24 protein-coding genes are annotated in these 25,880 nt (G+C 34.4%); 16 read left to right on the top strand and 8 right to left on the bottom strand.

The features are described from left to right. Window position 1 precedes the first annotated feature (1 nt). The 7 genes from HGP29_RS05790 (at window position 2) to HGP29_RS05760 (ending at window position 4,583) form a co-directional block, all read left to right on the top strand. Window positions 2-1,219: an NADH:ubiquinone reductase (Na(+)-transporting) subunit B gene (locus HGP29_RS05790; RefSeq protein WP_168881421.1), complete on the top strand. Its 1,218-nt coding sequence runs from the start codon at window positions 2-4 to the stop codon at window positions 1,217-1,219. Continuing rightward, the gene (gene nqrC, locus HGP29_RS05785) at window positions 1,206-1,937 is read left to right on the top strand and encodes an NADH:ubiquinone reductase (Na(+)-transporting) subunit C (protein ID WP_168881420.1); all 732 of its coding nucleotides are present in this window, start codon (window positions 1,206-1,208) and stop codon (window positions 1,935-1,937) included. Before HGP29_RS05790 ends, nqrC begins: the two co-directional genes overlap by 14 nt. A 42-nt stretch (window positions 1,938-1,979) precedes the next feature. Continuing rightward, complete coding sequence (locus tag HGP29_RS05780; RefSeq protein WP_168881419.1) at window positions 1,980-2,627, top strand: NADH:ubiquinone reductase (Na(+)-transporting) subunit D; 648 nt, start codon at window positions 1,980-1,982, stop codon at window positions 2,625-2,627. Between the two features lie 29 nt (window positions 2,628-2,656). After that, complete coding sequence (gene nqrE, locus HGP29_RS05775; protein WP_168881418.1) at window positions 2,657-3,268, top strand: NADH:ubiquinone reductase (Na(+)-transporting) subunit E; 612 nt, start codon at window positions 2,657-2,659, stop codon at window positions 3,266-3,268. Between the two features lie 110 nt (window positions 3,269-3,378). After that, entirely contained in the window at window positions 3,379-3,618 is a 240-nt protein-coding gene (locus tag HGP29_RS05770) for a MoaD/ThiS family protein (RefSeq protein WP_168881417.1), read from the top strand. Window positions 3,619-3,638: 20 nt separating this feature from the next. Next, complete coding sequence (locus HGP29_RS05765; RefSeq protein WP_211093213.1) at window positions 3,639-4,052, top strand: molybdenum cofactor biosynthesis protein MoaE; 414 nt, start codon at window positions 3,639-3,641, stop codon at window positions 4,050-4,052. 75 nt (window positions 4,053-4,127) lie between these two features. Then, entirely contained in the window at window positions 4,128-4,583 is a 456-nt protein-coding gene (locus tag HGP29_RS05760; RefSeq protein ID WP_211093212.1) for a DUF4269 domain-containing protein, read from the top strand. Window positions 4,584-4,606: 23 nt separating this feature from the next. Here the strand turns inward: HGP29_RS05760 and HGP29_RS05755 are convergent, their stop codons facing one another. From HGP29_RS05755 to HGP29_RS05740, 4 genes are all read right to left on the bottom strand, one after another. Further along, entirely contained in the window at window positions 4,607-6,058 is a 1,452-nt protein-coding gene (locus HGP29_RS05755) for a rubredoxin (protein ID WP_168881415.1), read from the bottom strand. A 21-nt stretch (window positions 6,059-6,079) separates the two neighbouring features. After that, window positions 6,080-9,589: a molybdopterin-dependent oxidoreductase gene (locus HGP29_RS05750; protein ID WP_394354070.1), complete on the bottom strand. Its 3,510-nt coding sequence runs from the start codon at window positions 9,587-9,589 to the stop codon at window positions 6,080-6,082. A 294-nt stretch (window positions 9,590-9,883) separates the two neighbouring features. Further along, window positions 9,884-10,570, bottom strand: coding sequence for a response regulator transcription factor (locus HGP29_RS05745; RefSeq protein WP_168881414.1), 687 nt, complete (start codon window positions 10,568-10,570; stop codon window positions 9,884-9,886). Window positions 10,571-10,626: 56 nt separating this feature from the next. Next, window positions 10,627-12,417, bottom strand: coding sequence for a sensor histidine kinase (locus HGP29_RS05740; RefSeq protein WP_168881413.1), 1,791 nt, complete (start codon window positions 12,415-12,417; stop codon window positions 10,627-10,629). 203 nt (window positions 12,418-12,620) lie between these two features. Between HGP29_RS05740 and HGP29_RS05735 the strand changes: the two genes are divergently transcribed. Beyond that, window positions 12,621-13,199: a YMGG-like glycine zipper-containing protein gene (locus HGP29_RS05735; RefSeq protein WP_168881412.1), complete on the top strand. Its 579-nt coding sequence runs from the start codon at window positions 12,621-12,623 to the stop codon at window positions 13,197-13,199. Window positions 13,200-13,247: 48 nt separating this feature from the next. Here the strand turns inward: HGP29_RS05735 and HGP29_RS05730 are convergent, their stop codons facing one another. The 3 genes from HGP29_RS05730 to nirB all read right to left on the bottom strand — a co-directional run bounded on the left by HGP29_RS05730 (window position 13,248) and on the right by nirB (window position 17,719). Next, on the bottom strand, window positions 13,248-14,546 hold the full coding sequence (locus HGP29_RS05730; protein WP_168881411.1) for a hypothetical protein: 1,299 nt from the start codon (window positions 14,544-14,546) through the stop codon (window positions 13,248-13,250). A gap of 265 nt (window positions 14,547-14,811) precedes the next feature. Then, window positions 14,812-15,180, bottom strand: a complete 369-nt coding sequence (gene nirD / locus HGP29_RS05725; RefSeq protein ID WP_168881410.1) for a nitrite reductase small subunit NirD — start codon at window positions 15,178-15,180, stop codon at window positions 14,812-14,814. A 52-nt stretch (window positions 15,181-15,232) separates the two neighbouring features. Further along, complete coding sequence (gene nirB / locus HGP29_RS05720; protein ID WP_168881409.1) at window positions 15,233-17,719, bottom strand: nitrite reductase large subunit NirB; 2,487 nt, start codon at window positions 17,717-17,719, stop codon at window positions 15,233-15,235. A 278-nt stretch (window positions 17,720-17,997) separates the two neighbouring features. Here nirB and cobA point away from each other — a divergent pair, with 278 nt between their 5' ends. The 3 genes from cobA to HGP29_RS05705 all read left to right on the top strand — a co-directional run bounded on the left by cobA (window position 17,998) and on the right by HGP29_RS05705 (window position 19,826). Continuing rightward, the gene (cobA, locus tag HGP29_RS05715) at window positions 17,998-18,750 is read left to right on the top strand and encodes a uroporphyrinogen-III C-methyltransferase (RefSeq protein ID WP_168881408.1); all 753 of its coding nucleotides are present in this window, start codon (window positions 17,998-18,000) and stop codon (window positions 18,748-18,750) included. Window positions 18,751-18,895: 145 nt separating this feature from the next. Next, on the top strand, window positions 18,896-19,297 hold the full coding sequence (locus HGP29_RS05710; protein ID WP_168881407.1) for a hypothetical protein: 402 nt from the start codon (window positions 18,896-18,898) through the stop codon (window positions 19,295-19,297). A 121-nt stretch (window positions 19,298-19,418) separates the two neighbouring features. Beyond that, the gene (locus tag HGP29_RS05705) at window positions 19,419-19,826 is read left to right on the top strand and encodes a DUF4345 domain-containing protein (RefSeq protein ID WP_168881406.1); all 408 of its coding nucleotides are present in this window, start codon (window positions 19,419-19,421) and stop codon (window positions 19,824-19,826) included. Window positions 19,827-19,874: 48 nt separating this feature from the next. On the opposite strand, the gene HGP29_RS05700 is transcribed toward HGP29_RS05705, so the two are convergent. Then, window positions 19,875-20,837, bottom strand: coding sequence for a helix-turn-helix domain-containing protein (locus tag HGP29_RS05700; RefSeq protein WP_168881405.1), 963 nt, complete (start codon window positions 20,835-20,837; stop codon window positions 19,875-19,877). A 153-nt stretch (window positions 20,838-20,990) separates the two neighbouring features. Here HGP29_RS05700 and HGP29_RS05695 point away from each other — a divergent pair, with 153 nt between their 5' ends. From HGP29_RS05695 to HGP29_RS05675, 5 genes are all read left to right on the top strand, one after another. Next, complete coding sequence (locus HGP29_RS05695) at window positions 20,991-21,419, top strand: hypothetical protein (RefSeq protein WP_168881404.1); 429 nt, start codon at window positions 20,991-20,993, stop codon at window positions 21,417-21,419. Between the two features lie 122 nt (window positions 21,420-21,541). Beyond that, window positions 21,542-22,129, top strand: a complete 588-nt coding sequence (locus tag HGP29_RS05690; RefSeq protein WP_168881403.1) for a hypothetical protein — start codon at window positions 21,542-21,544, stop codon at window positions 22,127-22,129. Between the two features lie 219 nt (window positions 22,130-22,348). Beyond that, window positions 22,349-23,038 (top strand): hypothetical protein, encoded by a 690-nt coding sequence (locus tag HGP29_RS05685; protein ID WP_168881402.1) that lies wholly within the window; start codon window positions 22,349-22,351, stop codon window positions 23,036-23,038. A gap of 143 nt (window positions 23,039-23,181) precedes the next feature. Beyond that, on the top strand, window positions 23,182-24,591 hold the full coding sequence (locus HGP29_RS05680) for a DUF1254 domain-containing protein (RefSeq protein WP_168881401.1): 1,410 nt from the start codon (window positions 23,182-23,184) through the stop codon (window positions 24,589-24,591). 181 nt (window positions 24,592-24,772) lie between these two features. Beyond that, entirely contained in the window at window positions 24,773-25,771 is a 999-nt protein-coding gene (locus tag HGP29_RS05675; RefSeq protein WP_168881400.1) for a hypothetical protein, read from the top strand. Window positions 25,772-25,880: the final 109 nt, after the last annotated feature.

Below are 25,880 nucleotides of genomic sequence, written 5' to 3'. Positions count from 1 at the left end.
AATGAAATTTTTACACGATCTCTTAGAAAAACAAAAGCCTTTATTCGAAAAGGGCGGTAAGCTTGAAAAGCTTTACTATGTTTTCGAAGCAGGTGAAACCTTTATGTTTACTCCTCCGGATGTAACAAAATCAAAAGGTGTTCAAGTTCGTGACGCTGTAGACTTAAAGCGTGTTATGTTTACAGTAGTTATCGCTCTTTTACCTGCAATTATTTTTGGTATTTGGAATGTAGGTTACCAGCATTCAATTGCCACTCAAGATCCTGAGACAGCATCATTTGTTTCTCAATTCTTATTTGGTTTGAAGTTGGCTTTACCTTTAATTATAGTTTCTTATGCTGCAGGTGGTGCTGTTGAATCAGCATTCGCAGTATTTAGAAATCACCCAATTACAGAGGGTTTCCTTGTAACAGGTATCTTAATTCCTCTAGTAGTTCCAGCTTCTTTACCTTTATGGCAAGTTGGTTTAGCATCTGCTTTTGCAGTGTTAATCGCTAAGGAAGTTTTTGGGGGTGTAGGTATGAACATCTTGAACGTAGCATTAACTGCTCGTGCATTCTTATACTTCGCTTATCCTGCTCAAATCTCTGGTGATAAAGTGTGGATCGAATTAGGCGAAGGTCTTTCAACTGTTGACGGTTATACTGGTGCAACTTTCCTAGGTTTAGCTGTAGAAGCTCAAAACACAGGTACTGCTGTTGCTGATTTTGTTGCGAATAATGCGCATTGGGTTCAATCTCCTGCAGAGTTGGCAATGACTTCATTCATCGGTTTAATCCCAGGTTCTATTGGTGAAACTTCTGCATTAATGTGTTTGATTGGTGCTTTAGTATTAATCTGGACTCGTGTTGCAGATTACAGAATTATCGTTTCTGGTATCTTAGGTGCGTTAGCAATGGGTGTTTTATTAAACGTTCTTGCTCCAGAAGGTGCTACTTACTTACAAATGCCTGCATACTATCACTTAATTGTTGGTGGTTTTGCTTTCGGTATCGTGTTTATGGCAACAGACCCAGTTTCTGCTTCTCAAACAAACACAGGTAAGTGGATTTATGGTGCGTTTATCGGTGTAATGACGGTAATTATCCGTGTGTTAAACCCGGCGTACCCAGAAGGCATCATGTTAGCTATTCTTCTTATGAACGTTTTAGCTCCATTGATTGACCATTATGTAGTAAATGCAAACAAAAAACGAAGATTAAAACGTGCAACAGTCTAACGGTTATGTCATCGGTTTTGCAGTAGCAATGACGATTATCCTTGGTGGTGTATTGTCTTTTACTGCAGTTTCTCTTAACGAGAAGCAAAAAGAAGAGATCGCTTTGGATACTAAAAAGCAAATTATGCTTTCAGTACTTCCAGAAATGAGTGAGTCTCCAAAGTCAGAAATTGCTCAAGTTTATGATAACCGTATCCAAGTGGTAGGTATCAACGGTAAAGCAATTGATGCAGCTGTTCTTCAGAAATTAGATATTTCAAAAGAATGGAAAAAATTAAAGAAAGGTCAAGACGCAATTTTACCTATTTACAAATTCATGAGTAAAGATGGTAAGAGTGTTGATAGCTATATTTTACCTATGTATGGTTACGGTCTTTGGAATGACATCTGGGGTTACTTCGCGTTAAACTCAGATCTTCAGACTGTAAGAGGTGTAGTATTCTCTCACAAAGGTGAAACTCCAGGTTTAGGAGCTAGAATCGGTGATAAGGAAGTACAAGACCGATACATTGGTAAAAAGATCTTTAATGGTGGTAAGCTTACACCAATCTTTATGGTTAAAGGTGAAGGTCATGCAGATCTACCTAACTATGAAGTTGATGGTTTGTCAGGTGCAACTCTTACTGCAAATGGTCTAAACGAAATGGTTGACAGATACTTGAAAGAGTATAAGCCATTTTTAGAAAAAGGTGCTTCTGCGGTTTCTATGGCCCAGTAGATCGAAATTTGTTAATTTATAAAACAGCAAAAAGCGAAAGAAATGAGCACAGAAACTGTAGCAGCAAAAAAGTCAGAAGCTTTATTCTCTAAGAGAAGAAAAGCGATCGTGACTGATCCTTTGGATGACGATAACCCAGTAACAGTACAAGTATTGGGTATCTGTTCAGCTTTAGCGGTAACATCAAAATTAGAGCCTACGTTAGTAATGTCAATTGCCGTTACATTCGTAGTAATCTTCTCTAACTTAATTGTATCGCTTTTACGTAACGCAATTCCTCAACGTATTCGTATCATCGTTCAGTTGGGTATTGTAGCATCACTTGTAATTATTGTAGACCAAGTATTGAAAGCTTACTTATATGATGTATCAAAAGTAGTAGGTGTATATGTAGGTCTAATCATTACAAACTGTATTGTAATGGGTCGTTTGGAAGCTTTCGCCATGGCGAACAAACCTTATGATTCAATTCTTGATGGTCTTGGTTCTTCATTTGGATATGCATGGGTTATCTTGATTGTAGCTTTCTTTAGAGAGTTATTAGGATCAGGAACTTTATTTGATATCCGTGTTTTACCTGAAGCTTATGTGAACAATGGTTTAATGACTTCACCAGTAGGTGCCTTCATTATCATCGGTTTAATCATTTGGGTTCAGCGTTGGAGAAACGGTTACGTAGAAGAGGCTTAGAACAATCATCTTAAAAAAACGATCACAAAATGGATTTATTAAATCTGGCAATCAAGTCGATCTTTATCGACAACATGGTGTTCGCCTATTTCTTAGGAATGTGTTCTTATTTGGCCGTATCTAAGAAAGTGGACACAGCATTAGGTCTTGGTGCTGCGGTAACATTCGTATTAACGATTACTGTACCACTAAACTGGTTAGTTTATAACTATATCTTAAAAGAAGGTGCTTTATCTTGGTTAGGTGAGCAGTATGCAGGCGTAAGCTTGGACTTCTTAACATATATCTTATTCATTGCTGTAGTAGCTTCGACTGTACAGTTAGTGGAAATGATTATTGAGAAATTCTCTCCATCACTTTATGGTTCACTAGGTATTTTCCTTCCTCTGATCGCGGTAAACTGTTCGATCTTAGGTGCAGCATTCTTTATGGTGCCAAGAGAATATACTATTGTTGAGGCAGGTGTATATGGTTTCTCTTCAGGTATCGGTTGGTTAATTGCAATTATTGCATTAGCAGCGATCCGTGAGAAAATGAAATACTCGAATGTTCCAGATCCATTAAAAGGATTAGGTATCACTTTCATCATCACTGGTTTGATGGGATTAGCATTCATGTCATTCATGGGTATCTCTTTATAATCTTAAGAGAAAAGATTTTAAAAGGCATCTACTTCGGTAGATGCCTTTTTTTTATTATAAAAACTTGTGACTGAACTTATTTGTCACAAGGAATATGCTTAATTTTAAGTATGAAAATTTTATTATTTGGTATCGCTAAGGATATCATTGGTGGTAATATTCTAGACTGGGAATTGTCACAATCAGAACAAACTTCTAGTCAATTATTAGAAGAGCTAAAAGTAAAGTATCCAGAATTGTCCAAACTAAGATCTATTGCTCTTGCTGTCAATGGCGAGCATGCTGATGGTACCGAAAAAGTGACGAGTAATGATGAGGTGGCTTTAATTCCACCAATGTCAGGGGGATGATATAAATAATTGACAAGACTATGATTGAGTTAAAAGAGACAAAAGAAATAAATGTAGCTGAGATAATAGATAGTGTCAAATCGGACTATTGTGGAGCGATTGATGTATTTATTGGAACAGTAAGAGATAATCCAACAGGAAATAAAGTAACAAAGCTATTCTTTGAATCTTATACACCAATGGCCATTTCAGAATTGGAGAAAATTGCTAATAGTGTGAAAGAAAAATATCAGGCAGATAAGGTAAGTATAGTTCATGCTATCGGTGATTGCCTTGTAGGAGAAATCGCAGTTGTGATTGCTGTGTCAACACCGCACAGAAAAGCGAGCTTCGATGGCTGTCAGTATGCTATAAATACTTTAAAAGAAACAGTGCCTATTTGGAAGAAAGAATATTTTGAAGATGGTTCTCATTGGGTATTTTCACATCCTTAGGATATGAGAGATTTCAAATCTATTGAATATTTGTCGAAAGGGAATTCCATTCAGCAAGCTTCATATAAGGTGTTATTGAAAAGTAAAATCGTACATATTTTAAAAGATTTTGATATCACCTTAGCTGGTACTATACCCATTGAAATAAATTTACCTGAGAGTGATCTTGATTTAATTTGTGAAGTAAAGGATAGGCAACGGTTTATACATTTACTAAATGAAAACTTTCAATCCCATCAACATTTCAAATTAGAAGAGAAAGACCAATTTATTCTATCTTCTTTTGAGTTTGAAGGATTTCAGTTTGAGATATATGGAGAAGATAAACCTGTGTCTTTGCAAAATGCCTACAGGCATATGTTGATAGAGTATTCTATTTTGAAAGAAAAAGGAGAGGACTTTAGGCAGGAGGTATTAGCTTTGAAAAAGTTAGGTATTAAAACTGAACCCGCTTTTTCAAAGTTATTGGGAATAAAAGGAGATCCATATCAAGGATTGTTAGATTATGGGGTATTAAAAAAGCACTTGTAAATAAATACAAGTGCTTTTTTAATTTATTGTGGCATTTCAATTTCTTGAAATGATTCTTTGTCAGCATCACAAGTTGGACAAGTAAATGAGCTTGGTAAGAAATTAAATTGTGTATTTCTTGGTATTCCTTCTTCAGGCATTCCTAAGCTTTCATCATAAATGCTTAAACAGTTACTACATTGATAAACTTTTACAGTTTGAGAAGTATTTGTCTGTTTTGGTTCATCGATATCATAATTACTATTGTCTAGCTTCTCATAATATAGATGACTTAACTCGATTAGAATTGGAGGAATGGCTTCTTTTGGTACTCTTTTGACAAAGGTGATATACTTAGGCTCATTACAGTTAAAATCCTTTGCATAAAGAATATTATAAGTACTTCCATTACTAGAGTCAATACTTTCAATGACTACCGATGTAAATAAAATTACAGGCTTCGTCTTGATGGTAAATGTTAAGCCATATGTACTAATATCTTGCTTGTCTAAAGCTCGAACTAAGTAATTCTTTAAGTCAAGAGCCTCTTGGTCCAATACGGGTAAGTGCCAGTTAAGTTCTAATGAAGAGTGTCTAACATTAATACCAAACTTACCTAGTAATTTTTCCCAATTAATGATATGTTTATTGTCAATACCTTTTACAATAAACGATTTCCATGGAGTTAATGTGATTTTACCAATACCTGTTTTTAGGCAAAGCTCACACATTTGTTTTAGGAAAGGAATATCGAATTTATTATTTCTCCAATATAATCCTAACCAATATTTTCCACTGATCATTCTATGCATACCTTCATAGTAAGGGAAAGGTCCAGTAGGAAGCTTCAACTTATCACCTTTTGCAAGGGTGTTAATATCTAAGCTACTAACAATAGTCTTCCATACTTTAGCACTATCAATGTTCTTACCTGGTACATATAACCCTTCAAAGGCTTTTACCACCTTTGCAATGTCATAGTTGTAGATTAGGTTAGGACATTCCCATAATACTTCAGCATTTTCCTCTTCTCTAATGTATAAATGCCAATACCCGTCTTTCTCGGAAGCAATAAAATTTAATTGCCCTGTAAATAGAGGTACCATAGTTTGAGAAGGGTCCGTGATATTGACTTTCAGTTTTGGTTGAAAGTCGAAAGTATCAAGGATATAATGATATGTATGTGCAGCTAACCAAGATGTACTAGGAATTACATCTAATGCTACATAAGAAGTAACAATATTTTGATACGACTCCCCATCACAATCATATGTGGTTTTAATAGAGTCGAAAGTTTCTCTTAATTTTGCTCTACTGATATTAGGAGAAGCAAATAATATATCTTGTCGAGATCCAAAGTGTAAGTGTTCAACACCTATTTCTTCAGCGACTTGAATAATTTGAAGTAAATCACCTGGAGAAGATATTCCACCTTTAATAAAAACGCGTACAAGATCTTCTTTTACTAATGTCGTGTTTTCTACTTGATCTAACATTTGTTGATTTAATTTAGTGGATTACAAAGTAAGTAATTTTTCTTCATGAGTTTTAAGAATACTCTGAAGTTCTGTTTTACAGCTACCACAACCAAGTCCAGCACCTGTTGACTCACACAGTTTATTTAGTGTCGTACAACCATTGTTTAGTGCTTTTTCTATATTTCCAGAGCCAACATTACCACAAGAACAAATTACTTCACCCATTAAAGGTTCAGCATCACTCTTGCCTCTTAGAAGTTCTGTTCTACGATCTCCAAGCTCAGTTTTTAACTCAATAAGTTTTTTGTAATCTGCAAACTCAGATTTATCTCCAAGTAATATTGTTCCTACTAATTTATCATCTTTAATGATACATTTTTTGTAGAAAGCTTCAGCTTTATCTAGTAAAATTACCTCTTCGTAAGATTTATCTTTTCTTGGATAATCAACAATACCTAAAGAACATAAAGAAAGATCTGAGAATTTAAGGATGTTCATAGGAAGAGTACCTGAGTATCTACTCAATAAATCACCAGAAATAAATCTTGCACAAGAATCTGCTTGCTCTTCAGCACCTGCAGTTGTACCGTTTAATTGACCTTCAAATTCTGCAATCTCACCCATTGAGAAAATAGATGGATCAGAAGTTTGAAGATATTCATTAACTAATAATCCTCTCGATGTCTTTAATCCTGCCTCTTTACCAAGTTCAACATTAGGTCTTGTACCAATCGCATATACAATAGCATTGCTTTCGATGGTTCTACCACCTTTAAGTTTTGCTTTGTAAGCTTTGTCTCCAACTTTTTCTATTGTTTGTACCTGGTCGTTAAGAAGTACCTCAATTCCTTTATCTTCAACGTGGTTTAGTAGAAGTTCACTGGCAATTGGGTCTAATTGACGGTCCATTAATCTTGATGCTAACTGTACAATTGTAACATCAATATTTATTTCTCTTAAAGAAGCGGCTAATTCAAGTCCAAGTAAACCACCACCAACAATTACAACAGAACCTTTACCGTTCATGTATTGCTTCAGCTTATCTGCGTTTTTCTTGTTACGCATTGTGAATACCCCTTCTAAATGAATTGGCACATCAGCTGGAACAAATGGACGGCTACCAGTAGCGATGATTAATTTGTCATAGTTGTATTTGTCTCCAAATTGATCTATAATTTCTTTTTCATCTCTATTAATACTTTGAATCGATTTACCTAAATGTAGTTTGATATTTAATTCGTCGAATTCCGTGAGATCATCAAACTTTTGTAAATCTTTCCACAGTAATGTTTCATTGACATATTCTGGTAATAGTACCCTGTTATAGAATGGTGTACTTTCTTTAGAGAATACCTCGATCGTATCTTCTTTGTTTATATTTCTATAAGTATAAACAAATCTGTAAGCAGCAGCACCGGCACCAATAACAAGAATCTTTTCTGGTTGTTTTTTGAATTTAACGACCTGAGCAGAAGAGAACTTGAAATCTGGTTCTTTAGAAATAGGGTCGATATGATTAGCAGTCAAGTTATTTGTTCTACCAAAAATCTCATTGCTTATCTTACCCCAGTGCATTGGCATAAAGATGACACCTTTTTTAATGTCTTGAGTGATATTTACGTTTACTCTACACTCGCCTCTATGCGTTTGAATTACTGCAGTATCTCCATCATTGATGTTTCTGCTTTTAGCATCATCAGGGTGGATTTCTAAGAATGGTAAGCCAATATGTTGATTCAACTTATTCACTTTACCCGTTCTTGTCATAGTATGCCATTGATCCCTAATACGTCCCGTCGTGAGTACTAGTGGATAATCAGGGTCAATGGTGTCTGATTCATTTTGTGGACCGTTTGTAAGGATCTGAGCCTTATTATTGGGTGTATAGAATTTATTGTCTGTGAATAGACGATCTGTTCCTTTACCATTAATATAAGGCCATTGTACTGAACGTTCTTTCTTAAGTATATCATAAGTAAGTTCAGCGATATCGATATTTGTACCCTTCGTTAAAAGAGCATGTTCTCTGAAAATATCTTCAGTAGATTGGTAATCGAAACCATGGTAACCCATTTTCTGAGCAAAACGACAGAAGATCTCTGTGTCCGGTAGTGCTTCGCCGGGAGCAGGGATTACTCTTTCTAAGTGACTAATTCTTCTTTCAGAGTTAGTCATCGTACCTTCTTTTTCCAACCAACCTGCAGCTGGTAAAATAAGGTCAGCATGTTCAATGGAGTCTGCTTTACCTGAGATATCCTGAACAATAACAAATTTTGCTTTCTTTAAAGCCTCTTCAACTAATTTTGAATCTGGTAAACTTACCATAGGGTTGGTACATACAATCCAGACTGCTTTCATCTCGCCTGAAGCTAAGGCTTCAAACATTTCAGTAGCAGTTTTACCAGGCTTTTCTTGGATATGATCAACACCCCAATAATCAGCAACTTTTTGTCTGTGTTCTGGATTTTTAAGGTCGTGATGAGCAGCCAATAAAGAAGCCATACCACCAACTTCTCTACCACCCATTGCATTAGGTTGACCCGTTAATGAGAAAGGCCCTGCACCAGGTTTACCGATTTGACCTGTAATAAGGTTAAGGTTTAGTAAAGCTAAGTTTTTGTTTGTTCCTTGAGCAGATTGGTTTAGACCCATCGCCCACATGTTAATGAAGGCATTGGCATTGCCAATATATCTAGCTGCTAATTTGATATCATCTATAGTAACTCCTGTAATCGCAGAAGCTTCTTTGAATGTTCTCGACATTACTTCTTTACGGTAGCTGTCGAAACCATCTGTATTGTTCTTAATAAAGTCCCAATCTAAATCACCTTCTTCAATGATCGCTCTACCAATAGCTTGGTAAAGTACGATATCTGTACCAGGGTTTAGTTGCAAATGTAAATCTGCAAGAGCACATGTTTGAGTTTTTCTTGGATCTACAACGATTAATTTTGTATCAGGGTTAGCTTCCTTATGTGCTTCTATTCTTCTAAATAATATCGGGTGACACCAAGCTGGGTTGGCACCTGCAATCATAAAAGTATCGGCCAACTCAATATCTTCATATGAAATAGGTACAGTATCTTCGCCTAATGTTTTCACATAGCCAACTACTGCCGAACTCATACAAAGTCTTGAGTTGGTGTCGATATTGTTTGTTTGGAAGAAGCCTTTTGTTAGTTTGTTTGCTAAATAATATTCTTCAGTTAAACATTGTCCTGATACATACATACCGACAGCATCAGGTCCATGTTTTTTGATAATCGATTTAAAAACGGCTGCAGCTCTTGTGAAAGCAGTATCCCAATCCACTCTTTGTAAATCATGTTGCTTACTCCATCTCATCTGAGGATATAATAATCTGTCAGAAGTATCTTGTACAACATAATGTAAGTTCATTCCTTTTGAGCAAAGTTTACCTTTATTGACCGGATATGTAGGATCTCCTTCAACCATCAGTTTTCCTTTGCTGTCTTTGTGGACATCAATTCCACAACCAACACCACAGTAAGAACAAGTAGATTTATACGTTGAGATTGTTTTCATCATCTTTTTCTGCGCTTTTTGTTTAAAAATGGGGGAAGGAATCTTCCCCCTAAAGCATGTGTTTGTTTTAGTACACTACAGTTTGTGTTTCTTGTTTATAAATAATGTGGGATTTTTATAATCAGAATACTTTACGTAATGTCTTAATTCAAAAGTAAGTATTATTACGTAAAAATACGTAATAATGGGCCCGTTAATTTTCAGTTAAACAAAAAAAAAGTGGATTTTCTTATTATTAGAGATAAAAAAAGCCTTTTCGATACCGAAAAGGCTAAGTATTTACGTAGTTTCTTAATGTTATAAAGCTAATTCTGCTTTTAAAGTAGGTAATTCGTTGATTTTAGCGATCAACTCTACAGCACTTTTTACTTCCATTTTTTTCATGATATTAAATCGATGTGTTTCAATCGTTCTCACACTTTTATTAAGTGTTGCAGCGATGTCTTTGCTACTTTTTCCTGCAGCTACATATTTAAGGATTTCTTTTTCTCTCTTTGTAAGGTCAAAAGTTTTCTCCTGTTCAGTATCACTAGTAGTGGTAGAGGCAGGATTATTTTTTATGTTTAAGTATCCTTCTACTAAAACCTTCGAGATATCTCCACTAAAGTATTTCTTTCCTTGATGTACTGTTTTGATAGCTTTCAAGAATTCGTCACTATTAGAATCTTTTAATAGATAACCACTAGCTCCTTTTTCTGCTGCATCCAAAATGTATTCAGCATCATCATGCATGGAAAGGATTAAAACCTGTGTATTGGGGCTGTATTCCTTCACTTTGGAAGTAGCCTCAATTCCGTTCATTACAGGCATTCTAATGTCGATCACTAAAACGTCTGGTTGCAGTTTTTTACAAAGATTTAATGCTTCTTGACCGTTAGCTCCTTCTCCAATAACATCAATTTCATGGCTATTTTCTAATAATAGCTTAATGCCGTTACGTACAACTACGTGATCGTCAGTTAATACTACTGAAATTTGACTCATTAAAGTAAAATATTTGATGTGAGGTGTTTATTTTTAATGCAATATAAAAAAATTACTTAGACTTCTTCAATAGGTACTTCTACTGAGATCGTAGTACCTTTTCCAATTGAAGAGGTTACCTCTATACTACCGCCAACGAATCCGGCTCTTTCTTTCATGTTTAGTAGTCCATTGCCACCACCATGAATTTCAATATTATCAGTATCGAAGCCATCGCCATTGTCCTTGATTGAGATATATAACATTTCAAAATCATGTATCAAATCTATTTCTACTTGTGCAGCTTTTGAGTATTTGATAGCATTGTTGACCGCTTCCTGGACGATTCTGTAGATATTAGTTTCAATATGTCTCTCGAACCTTTTATTAAAATCCGATTTATTATTAAAAGTGACATTTACATCAGATAATCTACTTGTCTCGGATGCGAATCGAGTTAATACCGCATTAATGCCGTAATCACCTAAAGTATTTGGTGAGAGGTTGAAGGATACTCTTCTTACTTCTCTGATAATATTCTTAAGTAGTTTTTTCGATTCCTTTAATTTTTGAGAAGATAATTTTGCTTGAGCTAGATTAATGGATTCTAAACTAAACTTTAATGCAGTAAGTAGTTGTCCAATGCCATCATGAATATCTTTAGAGATTCTACCTCTTTCTTCTTCTTGTCCCTTTAATATTAATAAAGATCTCGACTTCTGGGTTTCTATATGTTTATCAATTTCTTCCTGATTAATCTCTTTTGATCTTTCTTCTGACTCTTTTTGATCTGTAGTGTCTCTCCCTACAATGAGTATTTCAGGTTTGTCCTTATGAACTTTTGTGATAATAATTTCTATCCAAACAAAATCACCATCCTCATCAGTTACTTTCAGATTGCCCATCCAAGTTTCTTCATTTAAAGCAGAATCAAGGATCTCTCTAATCATTTCTTCTTTATAACCTTCAGGAATTAACCAATGGAAGATATTTCTTGGTGTTTCATTTTCTTCAATCTTCAGGATGTCTATTAAGTTCTCAGAAGTTTCTATGAAGTCTCCTTCATCATTTACTTTTCCTAATACGACATGTAGATTCTCATCCGTTTCTTTCGATTCCGATAAATGTTGATACGCTTGACCTAAAGATCGATAGAGTTGGTCAACCTCTTGAATTTTTTCATGATTGATATTCTTTGTTTTTTCGAGTTCTTGGATAGTTTTTTTAATTCTTCTAGCAGTAGGTCTAAATACATAAGCTAATTCGAAGAATAAAATGGTGAGTGTAATTAAGAAAAGTAGGAGGGAAGTATTTTGTACTACATTTAACTTTTGATTCGCGTAGTCAGAATATACACCTACTAACTGATCCATATAGATCAAATAGTACGCTTCATTATCTAAAACTTCTTGAGTTAATGTTGAGTCAGTTTCATTATTTAGTAGTTTATGGGCATTTTCAAATACCTTTTGTTGAAAGGTATGCATTTTACTATATAGCTCATCAGCTTCAGCTTTAACAATAGAGTTCTGAATTTCATCATTGTGTCTACCTAGTTCAGTATGAGATAACTCCCATTCATTTAAGGCAAAGGATAATTCTTTCTTATAACTACCTTGTTTATCTAATTGAAATAAAAGAACACATTTTGTAATCTTCTGACTTAGCATTCTTTGTCGACCTGCCTTATTGATTATATCAGCATCGACGCTTTGCCTTTCTGAAAAAGAATAATTAATTACCTGCGAAAAGGTGATCAATAAAATGATTACAGTAATGGCAATAAAATACAAAGACCATAATTTATTGATACTTAGTTTTTCAATTTTGGACGTAAGGGTACTTTGAGAACTATCTTGTTTTGTCATGAAGCTAAATGTTAGTTTAGAATGCACATGTTATTACAAATAAAATCACTTCCGTTGAATAATGCTTTCAAAATGTAATAATTCTTATGATTAAAATTTGATATTTATTAATCACAATTTGATAGTTATCACAAATTAATGACCGTTTATTTGATAGTATGAAATCAAACATTATTTCTAAGTAAACATCATCATTAGTTATCATGAAAAATCACTTTATAATCATCGTTGCATTATTACTGACTTCTGTTTCGTTATCTGCACAAACGAATTATAATATTGAAGAAAATTCTAGTACCGAATCTCAAACTGTTAGTGCTTCGGACAGTTCTTCTGGAAATACAGTACCAACAACATCTATTTCTAAAAGTATTGGTCTATATGTTTTTCCATCGAATAATCAAGATCAAGCGACAATGGATGCCGATGAAATGGCATGTTATAAATGGGCCATTGAACAAACAGGTTATGATCCATTAAACCCAACAGTTGTTCAAGCAAAAAAGGCAGATACCTCTGCGGACGGTTCTATGGTAGTAGGAGCTGCAGGCGGTGCAGCAGCAGGAGCTGCAATTGGTGCTATTGCAGGTGATGCAGGAAAAGGTGCGGCTATTGGAGCTGTTGCAGGCGGTCTAAGAGGAAGAAGAGCAAAAAAATATGGTGATGCAGTTGAGCAAAAACAAAATAATCAAGCTGCTGCAACACAAAATGCAGAAGCGAAAGAGAATTTCTCTAAAGCGTTTTCTGCATGTATGGAAGGAAAAGGATATACAGTAAAATAAAATTATGGAAACAAAAAAGCGGAGAATGTTAGCATTCTCCGCTTTTTTTTAGTCTGTGATAAAGAAAATCTTTCCTTCATAATGGAAATGAACTTTCACTTTTTCACCTGTAGTATCGTCTTCATGACTTACTTTGTTTACTTCGTAAACAGCATCAATGATATACGTTTTATCTTTTCCTTTTGAGATGTTGAATCGATCAATGGTTAGTCCTTCATCATCATGATTTTTTAAGAATAAAGTGAACTCTCCATCAATTTCTGTAGTTGCACCAGCAAATTGAACAGCATAGTCTGGGGCAGTAGTAGCATCCTCATTATCTTCCCAATCTGAACCTTTACTGTAATCTCCAGCTAGTTCTTTTGGAGTATCTGCAGAAGTTGTGATTCCTAAAGAAACCATATTTCCTATGAAATCATCTCCTTCGTACTCTTCCAATTCATCAAGAACACTAATGTCTTCCATAAATACCAAGTCAAAGAATCTACCTGAAGAATCATTTTCGAATACTTCATTTTGTCTACCTGCAGCACCTCGAATCTTGAAAACTTCTTCTCCATCGATACTGAAAGTACCATGGCCTGCCATTTCTGCAGGAACAGCATAAGAGTGATCTTCACCAAATCCTTCCATATTCTCTAGAAACTCTTCATAATCTGCTCTAGTCATGTTTATGGTTTGAGTAAATGTAGAATCATTTTCTTCGAAGTTTAACTCAATTGTAAAGTTTTCTTCAGTAAGTTCAACGACATCTACTCTATAAATATCATCTTCGATTTTAACTTTTAAAGCTTCCTCACTGTCATCAATCCATTCCCAGATACCGCTTCCATCACTAGTAAGTAATGCACCATCTTTTGTGAAATATACGTAATACCCTTCTTCATCTTTCCAGATATTGGATAAGAAAGCAGTTTTTTCAGAATAAGTAGTGTTGTCTAGTGTGGCGTATAAGCTTATTTTTTCTTCCGGGTTATCTTCTTTAATAAGTTCAATTTCTATGTTTCCATCCACATTTAAAACTTTGATGGTGCCATATCCTTCAAGATCAATAATTGTATCTGATTGTACGGTGTAACCGCCATAAAAAAGTAAATCTTTTTGTTCTACTAAAGTTCTAGAATTTGATGCTGTTCCTTGGACTGTAGCTAATCCATCGGATGTAAATGCCATACTAGAAATTGCTCCTCCAGAACTAATATTCCATGTTGCTTCAAAATATTCATTAGCAGTAATGTCAGTATTTGTGTCATCACTATTTGAAGGATCTAATGTGTTTTCTGTATCACAAGCGAAAAATAAACAAGGTAATGTAAGTAGTAGAATTAGGTGTTGTATTTTCTTCATAGCTTTTATAATTGGGTTATTTTAATGTTGATAGTACTTACGGGCTTGTTTGTAAATGTTTTCAAAATATTAGAATAGTACAATGAAATACATTATAGAATGATAGTCTTTTTAATATCAAAGGGTAATTTGGGTTATTTTATTCGAAAAAGCGATGATTTCTTTCTCGTTGTAAATACATTATATTTGAATCGAAAAACATGTAGCCTATAAATAAGAGAAAACACCTCCATTCGGAAGTGTTTTCAATCAATTTACTTTTCACCTATTTTTTCTCGTAAAGTCCTACGAATACTGTATCGTTCTCTATTTTTATGGGAAATGTTTTAATAGAGTCCTCGCATCCGTTTAGATTCTCTCCAGTCTCTAGAGAAAAAGTTTTCTTGTGATATGGGCAAGCAACTTTAGGCGTGTCCCCTTCAGTACCAAGCATACCTCTTGAAAGGATCATTTGCTTTTTGTGGGGACAAAGATTTTGAGTAGCAAACCATTTATTTAAATGTGAGAAATTGAAAATTGCAATTTGTTCACCTTCATAAAAAATGGATGAACCTCCATCTTCAGGGAAGTCAGAAGTTGGGCCTGCGTTAACCCAAACTTTAACTTCTTCTATTGTATTTGTTTCAAAAATCATAATAATATCTTTTTAATAGGCTGCTTTTACACAGCCAATTGTGATGTATCAATTACCAAGCAACAGGGAATCTTTGGTCTCTCTCTCTTTTGAACTTTTGTGTTGGATCGTCTTGATCCGAGTTGCTAAAGTGAGCGAAACGTTTACGGATTTTAGGATTGTTGATTGCTTCTTTCCATTCACAACTGTAATTGGCAATCAATACCTCCATATCAGATTCTAGTTGTTCTCCAATTCCTAAAGAGTCTTCTACTACTACTTGCTTTAAGTAATCGATGCCTCCTTCTAATTTTTCTAACCAAGGAGCAGTTCTTTGTAAAGGTTCTGCAGTTTTGATGTAGAACATTAAGAATCTATCAATATATTTTACGACTTCTTCTTTAGTGATATCTCCAGCTAATAAGATGGCATGTTTAGGGTTGGCACCGCCATTACCACCAACATATAGGTTCCATCCTTTTTCTGTAGCAATAACACCAAAGTCTTTACCTCTTGCTTCTGCACACTCACGGATACAACCAGATACACCACCTTTTAATTTATGTGGAGATCTTAAACCTTTGTATCTGTTTTCAATTTCAATAGCAAAACCTACTGAGTCATGAAGACCAAATCGACACCATGTACTACCGACACAACTTTTTACAGTACGAAGTGATTTACCATAGGCGTGACCACTTTCAAAACCTGCTTCAATTAGTTTTTCCCAGATTAATGGTAAGTCGTTTAATGTTGCTCCGAATAAGTCAATACGTTGACCACCAGTGATTTTTGTATAAAGATCGAATTCTTTGGCTACTTCACCGATAGCAATAAGCTTATCAGGAGTGATTTCACCACCAGCGATTCTTGGGACAACTGAATATGAACCGCCCTTTTGGATGTTAGCCAAGAATCGATCATTAGTATCTTGGATCGTAGCTTCTTTTAGGATTAAATCGTTCCAAATTGAAGCCAATAAAGAGGCAACGGCTGGTTTACAAGTTTCGCAACCTGAACCTTGACCATATTTATTTAATAACTCTTTATATGTTTTGATTTCGTTGACCTTGATTAGATCGAATAATTCTTGACGACTGTATGGGAAGTGCTCACAGATTTCTTTTCTAATTGTCGCGCCCATTTTCTTAAGTGTATCCTCAAGAATGTTATTTACCATTGGTAAACATCCGCCACAACCAGTACCTGCTTTTGTTGCTTTCTTAATTCCATTGATGTCAGTAACACCATCGTCTTTAATAGCACAACAAACATCACCTTTAGAAACATTTTCACAAGAACATACTTGTGCAGTGTCTGGTAAAGCATCTACTCCAATCGCAGCACCACTATCTCCACTTCCTTTGGCAATTAAATCTACAGGATGAGGAGGTAGTGCCATCTCATTTACACACATTTGGTGTAGCATATTGTAGTCTTCAGCGTCGCCAATTAATATACCACCCAACAATGTTTTGCCGTCTTCACTCACATTAATTCTTTTGTAGATTCCAGCTTGTGTGTCTGAAATTGAAATAGGAGAGTGAGGAGTATTATCACAGAATGGATCACCAAAACTTGCAACGTCTACACCAATTAGTTTTAATTTAGTAGACATATCAAATCCGTCGAACTGATATTCATCTGTGTTGTGTACAAGTTGTTCAGCAACTACCTCGGCCATATCATAACCAGGTGCTACTAAACCATATATCATATTATTATGAGAAGCACATTCTCCAACTGCAAAAATAGATGGGTCGTTGGTCTGCATTAACGAGTTAACAACAAAACCACCTCTCTCTGCAACTTCAAGACCTGCTTCTTTACCTAATTCGTCTCTTGGTCGAATACCAGCAGATATAATTAACATATCGACATCTAATTTAGTGTCGTCTGAGAATTCCATCCCTGTCATCGTTCCTTCTCCAGTGATCTGAGAAGTTGCTTTATTTAATAAGATTTCAATACCAAGATCTTCCATCTTTTGCTTTAAAAGGTTTCCACCTTCTTCGTCGATTTGTCTTGGCATTAATCTAGGAGCGAACTCTACAACAGAAGTTTTTAGGTTCATGTCTAATGCTGCTTTTGCAGCTTCAAGACCTAATAAACCTCCACCTAATACAGCAGCAGATGAAGCTTTTTTACCATAAGCCATCATCATTTCTAGGTCTTCAATAGTTCTATACACAAATACACCTTTCTTGTCTACCCCTTTAATAGGAGGAACAAAAGCAGCACTACCCGTAGCTAATACTAAGTAGTCATACGCAAATGTATTATTGTTGTGCGTAGTAATTTCCTTCTTTTCTCTATTAATTTTTGAGACTTTTTCTGAAGTAATAAGATCGATACCATTTCCCTCGTACCAATCTCTTGAAGCCATAGATAGTTTGTCTGCATTCGCGTCTTCAAAATATGCACTAAGATGTACTCTATCGTATGCAGGACGCGGTTCTTCGCCTATGACAGTGATAGAAGCGGTAGTATTTTTTTCTACAAGCTTTTCGCACAGCTTATAGCTGACCATACCGTTCCCTACGATTACTATTTTTGTCATAATTGATGTCGTTTAAGTGAAATTTTAAGTAAAACTACGTAATAATACTGAAAAGTCAAATTTCAAATGAAAAAAATGCGTAATTAATCTTGTTTTGAATCATTATAAATAAGTATGTATCCATATATTTCTATATATATTATAAGTAGTATGATATTTGTGTAGGTATATATAAACATCTGATTTTACTTCAAATATCTATGTTGACAATGATTTATTTTGAAAATTAAGTAATAGTACGTAGATTTGAATTATGAATTAACTAAAAGAATTTACTTATGACACCTACTTTTTACTTAATCGGAGCTGGACCAGGAGATGCTGAGTTATTGACACTTAAGGCATTAAGATTACTCAAAGAGAGTAAAGTAGTACTTTATGATGCTTTAGTATCAGAAGATGTATTAGCATTTATTCCTTCACATGTTGAAAAAATATTTGTAGGTAAAAGAGCTGGAGCACATTACTTAAAACAAGAAGAAACAAACGAGCTTATTGTTGAAATGGCATATAAGTATGGTTCTGTTACAAGATTAAAAGGTGGAGATTCATTTGTTTTCGGTAGAGGACAAGAAGAAATTGAATTCGCAAAGAGTAAAGGAATAAACAGTGTGGTTGTTCCAGGTATTTCTTCTTCATTAGCGGGGCCTACTCTTGCAGGAATTCCAGTTACTAAAAGAGGAATTAATGAAAGCTTCTGGGTAGTGACTGCAACTACTTGTTCTGGTGGTTTATCAAAAGATTTAACTCATGCTGCTGCATCTACTGCAACAATCGTTGTATTAATGGGTGTTGGTAAATTAGAGTTGATCTCCCAATTGTTTACTATGTATAGAAACGAAAACGAACCTATTGCATTAGTACAAGATATTTCACTTCCTACTCAAAAAGTAGTTATCGGAGACCTAAGTAATATTGTCAATAAAGCCAATGAGGCAGGTATCAGACCTCCAGCAATTATTGTAATTGGTGAAGTAGTTAAACTTGGTACTGAAACAGAAATAGTTGAGCATTGTATCAACCACCAATAATAAAGACTATCTAATACGAATAATTTATATATCTAAAGAGCTGCAATTTTGTAGCTCTTTTTTTGATCTACATCAATTTTAAATAGTTTGACAACTAACATCTTTGTGGTGCTTATTATTACAAATAGAATAAATAACTACGAAGATGAAGAAATTAACTTTACTATTAAATGTAATCATTGCCATCTTAATTTGGGGATGTTCCTCAACAGATGAAGAAGTATCTCCGGAAGGAGGTTACCCAACATTGATATACAAGTTCAATTTTGATTTACATGATGCCGATCAAGCTTTAAGAAGTAATCTTAGAGAGCTGTCTGGCGAATATGAATTAGATGGGGAAGGAAAACAAACAGGAAGGATAATGGGAACATGTACTTATACTTTAGAAGTATGTACATTCTATTATACAGCACCTGAAGTGGAAGGTACAGCAGGAACTTTTGTGATTAATTCATGTGAGGGAACTGAGATTAAAACAGAGTTGATAGAGTTATACCAAAATGGGAATGAGATAGAAAGCCTGTTACATCATTGTGGAGAGTAATTAATTTCCGATGATGAAGCCGCTCAGTAAATTATTTACTGGTCGGCTTAAATTATCTCACGTCAATTTATTTGATGTTAACCGTTATTAATTTTGTGCTATCAACTTAAAAATTACAATAATGAAACTACAAAAGATTTACCTTACCTTCTTTGCTTTTACTTTAAGTATAATTGCCTTGTTGTATGGAATTATGCCACAATGGTTTGCCAATACTTTTTTAGGACTTAATCATGTTATCCCTACTGATGCCTCACATATATTACGGGCAGTTTCTGGATTATATCTAGGGTTGGTGGGATTTTTTATTTACGGAATATTTGAAGAGCGATATACGAATGCCGCTATTATAGTCACAGCAATTTTTTGTCTTGGACTGGCAATAGGACGTACCATTAGTATGATTACTGATGGTCTTCCGTCTCCAATATTAATTCTATATGTTTTGATGGAGTATAGTATTGTTCCTCTAGCATATATGCTGTTACGATACACAAATAGACAAAAATTAGCTTTGCAGAATACGTAATTCTTCTTTAATGACCACTTTTCATATTTGGTGAAAAGTGGTTTTTATTTATAAGTATTGCTGCATATAAGCTCTAGGGGACAACCCAAATTCCTTCTTAAAAGTCCTAGAAAAATGAGGTAAATCAGAAAACCCTAAGTGATATGCAATTTCTTTAGCACCCATTTCTTGTGAAACTAATAAATCTCTTCCTTTTTGAATTCTTTGTTTGAGATGATATGCCGGTATACTATGCCCAAATATGATTTGAAAATTTTCTTCTAATTCATGTGAGGTCAATTTAAACTCTTTTGATAATTCATAAACATCAGGTTTTTCATCAAGCATTGTCCTTATTTTATTTTGAACCTGAATTATTTTATTAAGTAGATTTTTATTGGAACCGATAATTTTTTGATTAGAGTGATCTAGATAATCACTTTTCCTTATGATATATTCAAGTGCCATTCCTAACAAAGCAAATGATAGGTTTTCTTGAACTTTATATTTTACTTCAGATATGTATGAAAAAGTCTGTCTCAATGCATTTCGTAAGAGTATTATATCATGATGTTCATCAAAGAAGTGGAATGATAATTTAGATAATGCCTGGTATGCGTTTTCCCCAAATTGTTTTTTGATAGCTTCTGAGGAGAGTAAAAATGAGATATGATGAGCGTTTCTTCCTTGCAAAAAATCTACATTAATATTAAAATCGGCTTTCATGACTACAAATCCATGTGCATTCGCAATGTTATGCTCATTATCATCTGAAGTTGTAAAGCTTAAACCTTTTAAAAAGAATATGACTATATAATCGATGTTGTATTCTTCAGAAAACTCCAATAATGCATTCTTACCCCTATGGTAGTTCAGAACATTAAATATTAAGCTGTAAATACCTTCCTGATGTTGGTAGTGGTAAATCTCTCCTTCTTGTAAATCCAGATAATTTTCCTTTTCTGATTTCGCTGAAAAAAGTTCTGAAAGTACCTTAATATGTTTCTGAAATGAGGTGATGGTATGATTCATAATTGTGAAGAAGTAGTAAATATTATAACAGGTTTCAACTTTTAGCATTGATTATTCAACTAAATGGATTGGCATATCTATGATATTTGTAATGTCAAGAAATTGATAATCATGATATTAAAATAAATAATCCAAACCTTAAATAATAAAATTATGAGTGCTAAATTTTGGAAATTCTTCTTACATTTCTCTGGTGTTGCAACATTGTTAGGTCCTTTACCATCTATGATATCGCCAGTTAGTGGAACGCTTTTAACTTTGAAATTGGATATATCATCAGTAAATGGTTTAGCTCCAGTAATTGGCCATTGGGGAATAATGATTGTTGGAATTGGTGTATTAATCTTTCTATCAGCATCACAAAAAGAGATTAGAAAGACGACTCTTTTGTATGCAATTGCAGAGAAAGTTTATATGGTCTCTGGTGGAGTTTATACTTTGATTACTTTACCTGAAGTAGGGATGAATTTTATACCTGTAATTATTTCAGATACGATTCAAATTATTGGTTTTACCCTTTACTTTGCATTTGAAAAAAGACGACAACAAAAACATAAAAGTAGATTAGTCGTAGCTCAATAAGTGATACCATAATGTGGATTTACAAATTATAGTTTCTTTAAAAACCCTTCAAAACATTACATTGTTGTAACAATCAAATAATAAGAAATAAGTATATTGCTTTAAATAAAAAACTATCTGTTATGAAAACTTTAAGCACTACTTTATTATCAATACTCTTATTATTTATCTCATTTTCCTGTAAAGATGCTGTAGTAGACCCTTCATCAATTAATAATATATACTTTGAAACAGATGAGGAAATTATGGTCGGTTTACCGGGTTATGATACAACATTAATGTCTGTTCAGCTATTATTTCAGGCGAACGAACAACGTTTGAAATCTGTAATTACTGGAGATGTTGCATTGCCACCTGATGCTCAGGTTTTCGGAGAATCTGCCAATATGATTATTGAATTGGAAGTGCAAATGTCTGTTGTTACTCAGAATACAGACTTTGACTATTCGTTTATTGTTGAAGATACTGATAATATAACGAGGAGAGTTACTTTAGAAGACTCTGATTTGGGAGTAGAGTGTCAGGAGATCGACAATCAGTCGAGAGCTTTTGGAAGAAGGGTAGAAGGTGTTGAGTCTATTCAATGGGATTCGGATTTAGAAAAGTATTATATCACTTTAGATTTACTCTCTGATCTATTCCCAGGAGCAACAACGGCAGTAGATCGGATATATCAAAAGGAGGGAGTTTTAACGAATCCTTGTCAATAATAGAAAAACACTTTGTGAGATAAATCATGAAGTGTTTTTTTCATTTATAAAGAATCTATTGTGATTGAAAATGAAATATCGTTAATAGAATTGACTGTAAATGGAAATAGAATTACCATTGTGAAGCTAAAAATTATTACCAATTTACTTTAACCAATTTAATGAGATTGTACTAACCTTTTGATTATTAGAACCTAATTTTAACTCAAAACCTAAATTATGAAAAACTGTTGGAAGTATGCACTGATGCTTGGTGCTACCTTAGCATTCTATTCATGTGACGAAGATGAAAACGGAGATGTGGTTAATCCAGAAGAAACCACATCAATTTATTTTGCTACAGATGGAGATGTATCAAAGACATTTACTTTAGAAGGAGCGAATTCATCCACTGAAATTACAATTGGTCCTATTAACGTTCAAGTTCTTTTTGATGTAGAAAACAAGAAGATGAGAATGGTGTCTAAATATGAAGACGAATATGAAACGTCTCCAGGCGTGGGTGTAGACACAATGTATGTAGATGATATCACTGTAGGGTTAACGACAGTTGATCAGAGTGATGATTATGATTGGTCATTTACTTCTAATGAGGATGAAGCTTTAACTTGGTCCTATATGTTCGCTTCAGATTGTAATGTGATAGAACAATCTGAAGAAGGAGAAACCTCAGGAGAAACGGTAGATGTAGATGACTTTATCCATTGGAACCCAGATTCTAGTAATTATTATATATCTCTAAGAGAATTATCGGAAATGTTGGGGGATGATGATGATGTTGAACACCCCATTGATCATACGAGAAGTGCTTTAAGAGCTTTTGATGATGATCCGGATAATCTACCAGAAGAATTTGATATAATCATCTGGGCCAAGGATGGAGCAATCAAAGATTGTTCTGGCCTGTAAGATATAAGTTGCTAAAGAAGTCAGTATTCGTACTGGCTTTTTTTATTACGAATAGAATTTACTAAAACACGAACAAAACTTATTAATAACAGATAAGTAGAAATTCGTTTTATTGATTAATGAAAATTACAAAACATTAAAAGATGAAAAAGAATATACTACTGTTATTTACTTCTTGGTTCATGATCATAGCCAATTGTATTCATGCTCAACAAAAAGATATAGAATACCAAATTATGGTGCAAAGGGCCTCACAAGCAGCCATATGGGCAATGCCTGCTGTAGGTTTAGTAGATTTCAAAAAAGCGACTAGGAGAGATTTAGGTGGAGACCTGAATGATGTGGTTTACTTGACCAAACCATTTGATTCAAAACATGGATTCCTTACAGCCAATGACGTAACTGCATATGGATGGGGAAATATCGCTTTGGAAAATGGACCAATGGTAGTTGAAGTACCTGCAGCTTCTGATAAAGTTAGTTATTTTGGTTCGTTTCTGAATGCTTGGCAAGTACCTATTGAGGATATAGGTCCAGCTGGAGCAGATAAAGGTGAAGGAGGTAAATACCTATTAGTGGCTAATGATTACAAGGGAGCATTACCTCAAGAAGGGTATATCATTAGATATGTTGATACTTATAGAGTGGGTTTTTCTTTTAGACCAAGACTTTATAATGGGGCAACAGATAAAGATGCGGCAGAATATGCTCATCAGGTTAAAATTTATCCATTATCTGAAGAATCAAACCCAAAAGAAACAAACTACTTAGATGCCACTAATGTAAGTTATAACTGTTTGCCAGTTTATGATTTCACATTCTTCCAAGATATCAATGATGTGATTCAAAATAATCCTGTTCGACCTCAGGATAAAGCCGTGATGGGAATTCTAAAAAGTTTAGGAATTGAAAAAGGAAAGGAATTTAATCCTTCAGACAAACAAAAGAAAGCAATGGAGGAAGGTCTAGCTTTGGCTTATGATTATATGCAAAGTCTTTTTACAACACCCGGAAAAGTGATAGTAGAGCAATGGCCAGGAGAGTCGAATTGGTATAGATGGAATTTCACATCAGGTCAACCACAATTAGGTTTTCCTTATGAGACCGACAATGAAGTGTTAATTGATGGAAGAGCAGGTGCTTATTTTTATATCACCTATCTACCTAAATATTTGGGGGGAGGAACATATTATCTGACGGGTTTAAGAGATAAAGCAGGTATGTTCCTTAATGGTGAAGACACTTATAAATTAAGAGTACCTAAAGATACTCCTGTAAAAGATTTTTGGTCAGTTATTGTATACAGTATGAAGACAAAAGGCTTTATACAAGGAGCTGAAAAAGTAGGGTTGTCCTCTCGACAGATTGATGAATTGAAAAAGAATAAAGATGGATCTGTTGATATTTATTTTGGACCAAAACCACCAAAAGGTTTAGAGTCAAATTGGATTCCAACAGGAGAAGACTTCTTTTTATTATTTAGGTTATATGGGCCATCGTCAAAAGATTTTTATAAATCTTGGTCTTTAGATGATATTGAAAAAGTGAAGTAATTCATTGAAAAAAATACTCAGGGAGAAATCTTTGAGTGTTTTTTTGTACTAATCTAATTCAGATGATTAACTTTATTATGATATAGTATTACAGATTATTGTGATACTTAGCGTCCATTCTTCAACTATTGATTACCTACAGATATTCTTGTGGGTATACTTTCTAACTCTATCAAACTATATGAGACTTCTCTTCACTACACTTTTTATTACGATACAATCTTGTCTTCTTTTTGCCCAGGGAATTGATTCTACAGCAGTAGAAAAGAAGAAATACCCTTATATTTTTCCTATTTGGGGTCAACAAGTACAAGACCGAGGAATAGATTTTCCATTTTCTGCTGGGGTGAGCCTAAACTATGTTTTTAATGAGATGTATCTTGATATTACTCAATTCAGTATGAGCATAGGAGGCATTCCGATGGATGATATCCTAAATGAAGAAACTCTAGGTTTTAAGAAAACAAGAGCTTTTACAAATGGTGGGAACATTAGAGCTGATTTATTCGCATTACCTTTCTTAAATGTGTATGGCTTATTCTCATATTCTCAAGGGGGAACTGAGGTGAGTTTACAACCTCAATTCGAGAATGTTACTTTCCCGGAGTTTGGCTCAAAGGTGGTGTTTAACGCTCAAACCTTTGGTGGAGGTATGACGCTACATTATGCTATAAAAAAGTACTTTGTAAGTGTTGATGCTAATTATTCATCTTCACAATCAGCATTATTGGCACAAAGGGTTGGTTTGATTACTTCTTCAATGAGAATGGGTAGACGATTTCAATTTAAGAACAAGACGAAATTGGCTTTTTATATAGGGGTGATGTATAGAAACTTCACAAATAATAAAGGTAATAGCGGTAGTCTAACTATTGGTGAAGCTTTACCAGGGTTAGAAGATGGTTTAAACAATTGGTATGAAGGTTTAACTGATGCTCAAAAAAGAGTAATTGATCGGGTGCAAGATAGAATTGATGAAAGGTTGGAGGATACTCCTTACGAAAGCATTAGTGATTTAGATATCCAATATCAAATCAAGAAAGATTTGATAAAGAAATGGACTTTCCAGTTCGGAGGAAATTATGAAATAAATAAACATTGGATGATACGTGGTGAATATGGCGTATCTGATTATAGTAAATTCTTATTGACAGGTGTAAATTATAGATTTGGTGTTTAATCATCTTCTAATTTTAGCATCACAAAAGCCTCTTCAAAAAGTTTCGTTTGAAGAGGTTTTTTCTTTATTTTTATGTTAATGAATTTTAATCTTTTAGAAAGTACTATTT

The organism is Flammeovirga agarivorans (assembly GCF_012641475.1).
GTDB classification, from domain to species: domain Bacteria; phylum Bacteroidota; class Bacteroidia; order Cytophagales; family Flammeovirgaceae; genus Flammeovirga; species Flammeovirga agarivorans.
This window is presented reverse-complemented; position numbering and strand designations above follow the sequence as displayed.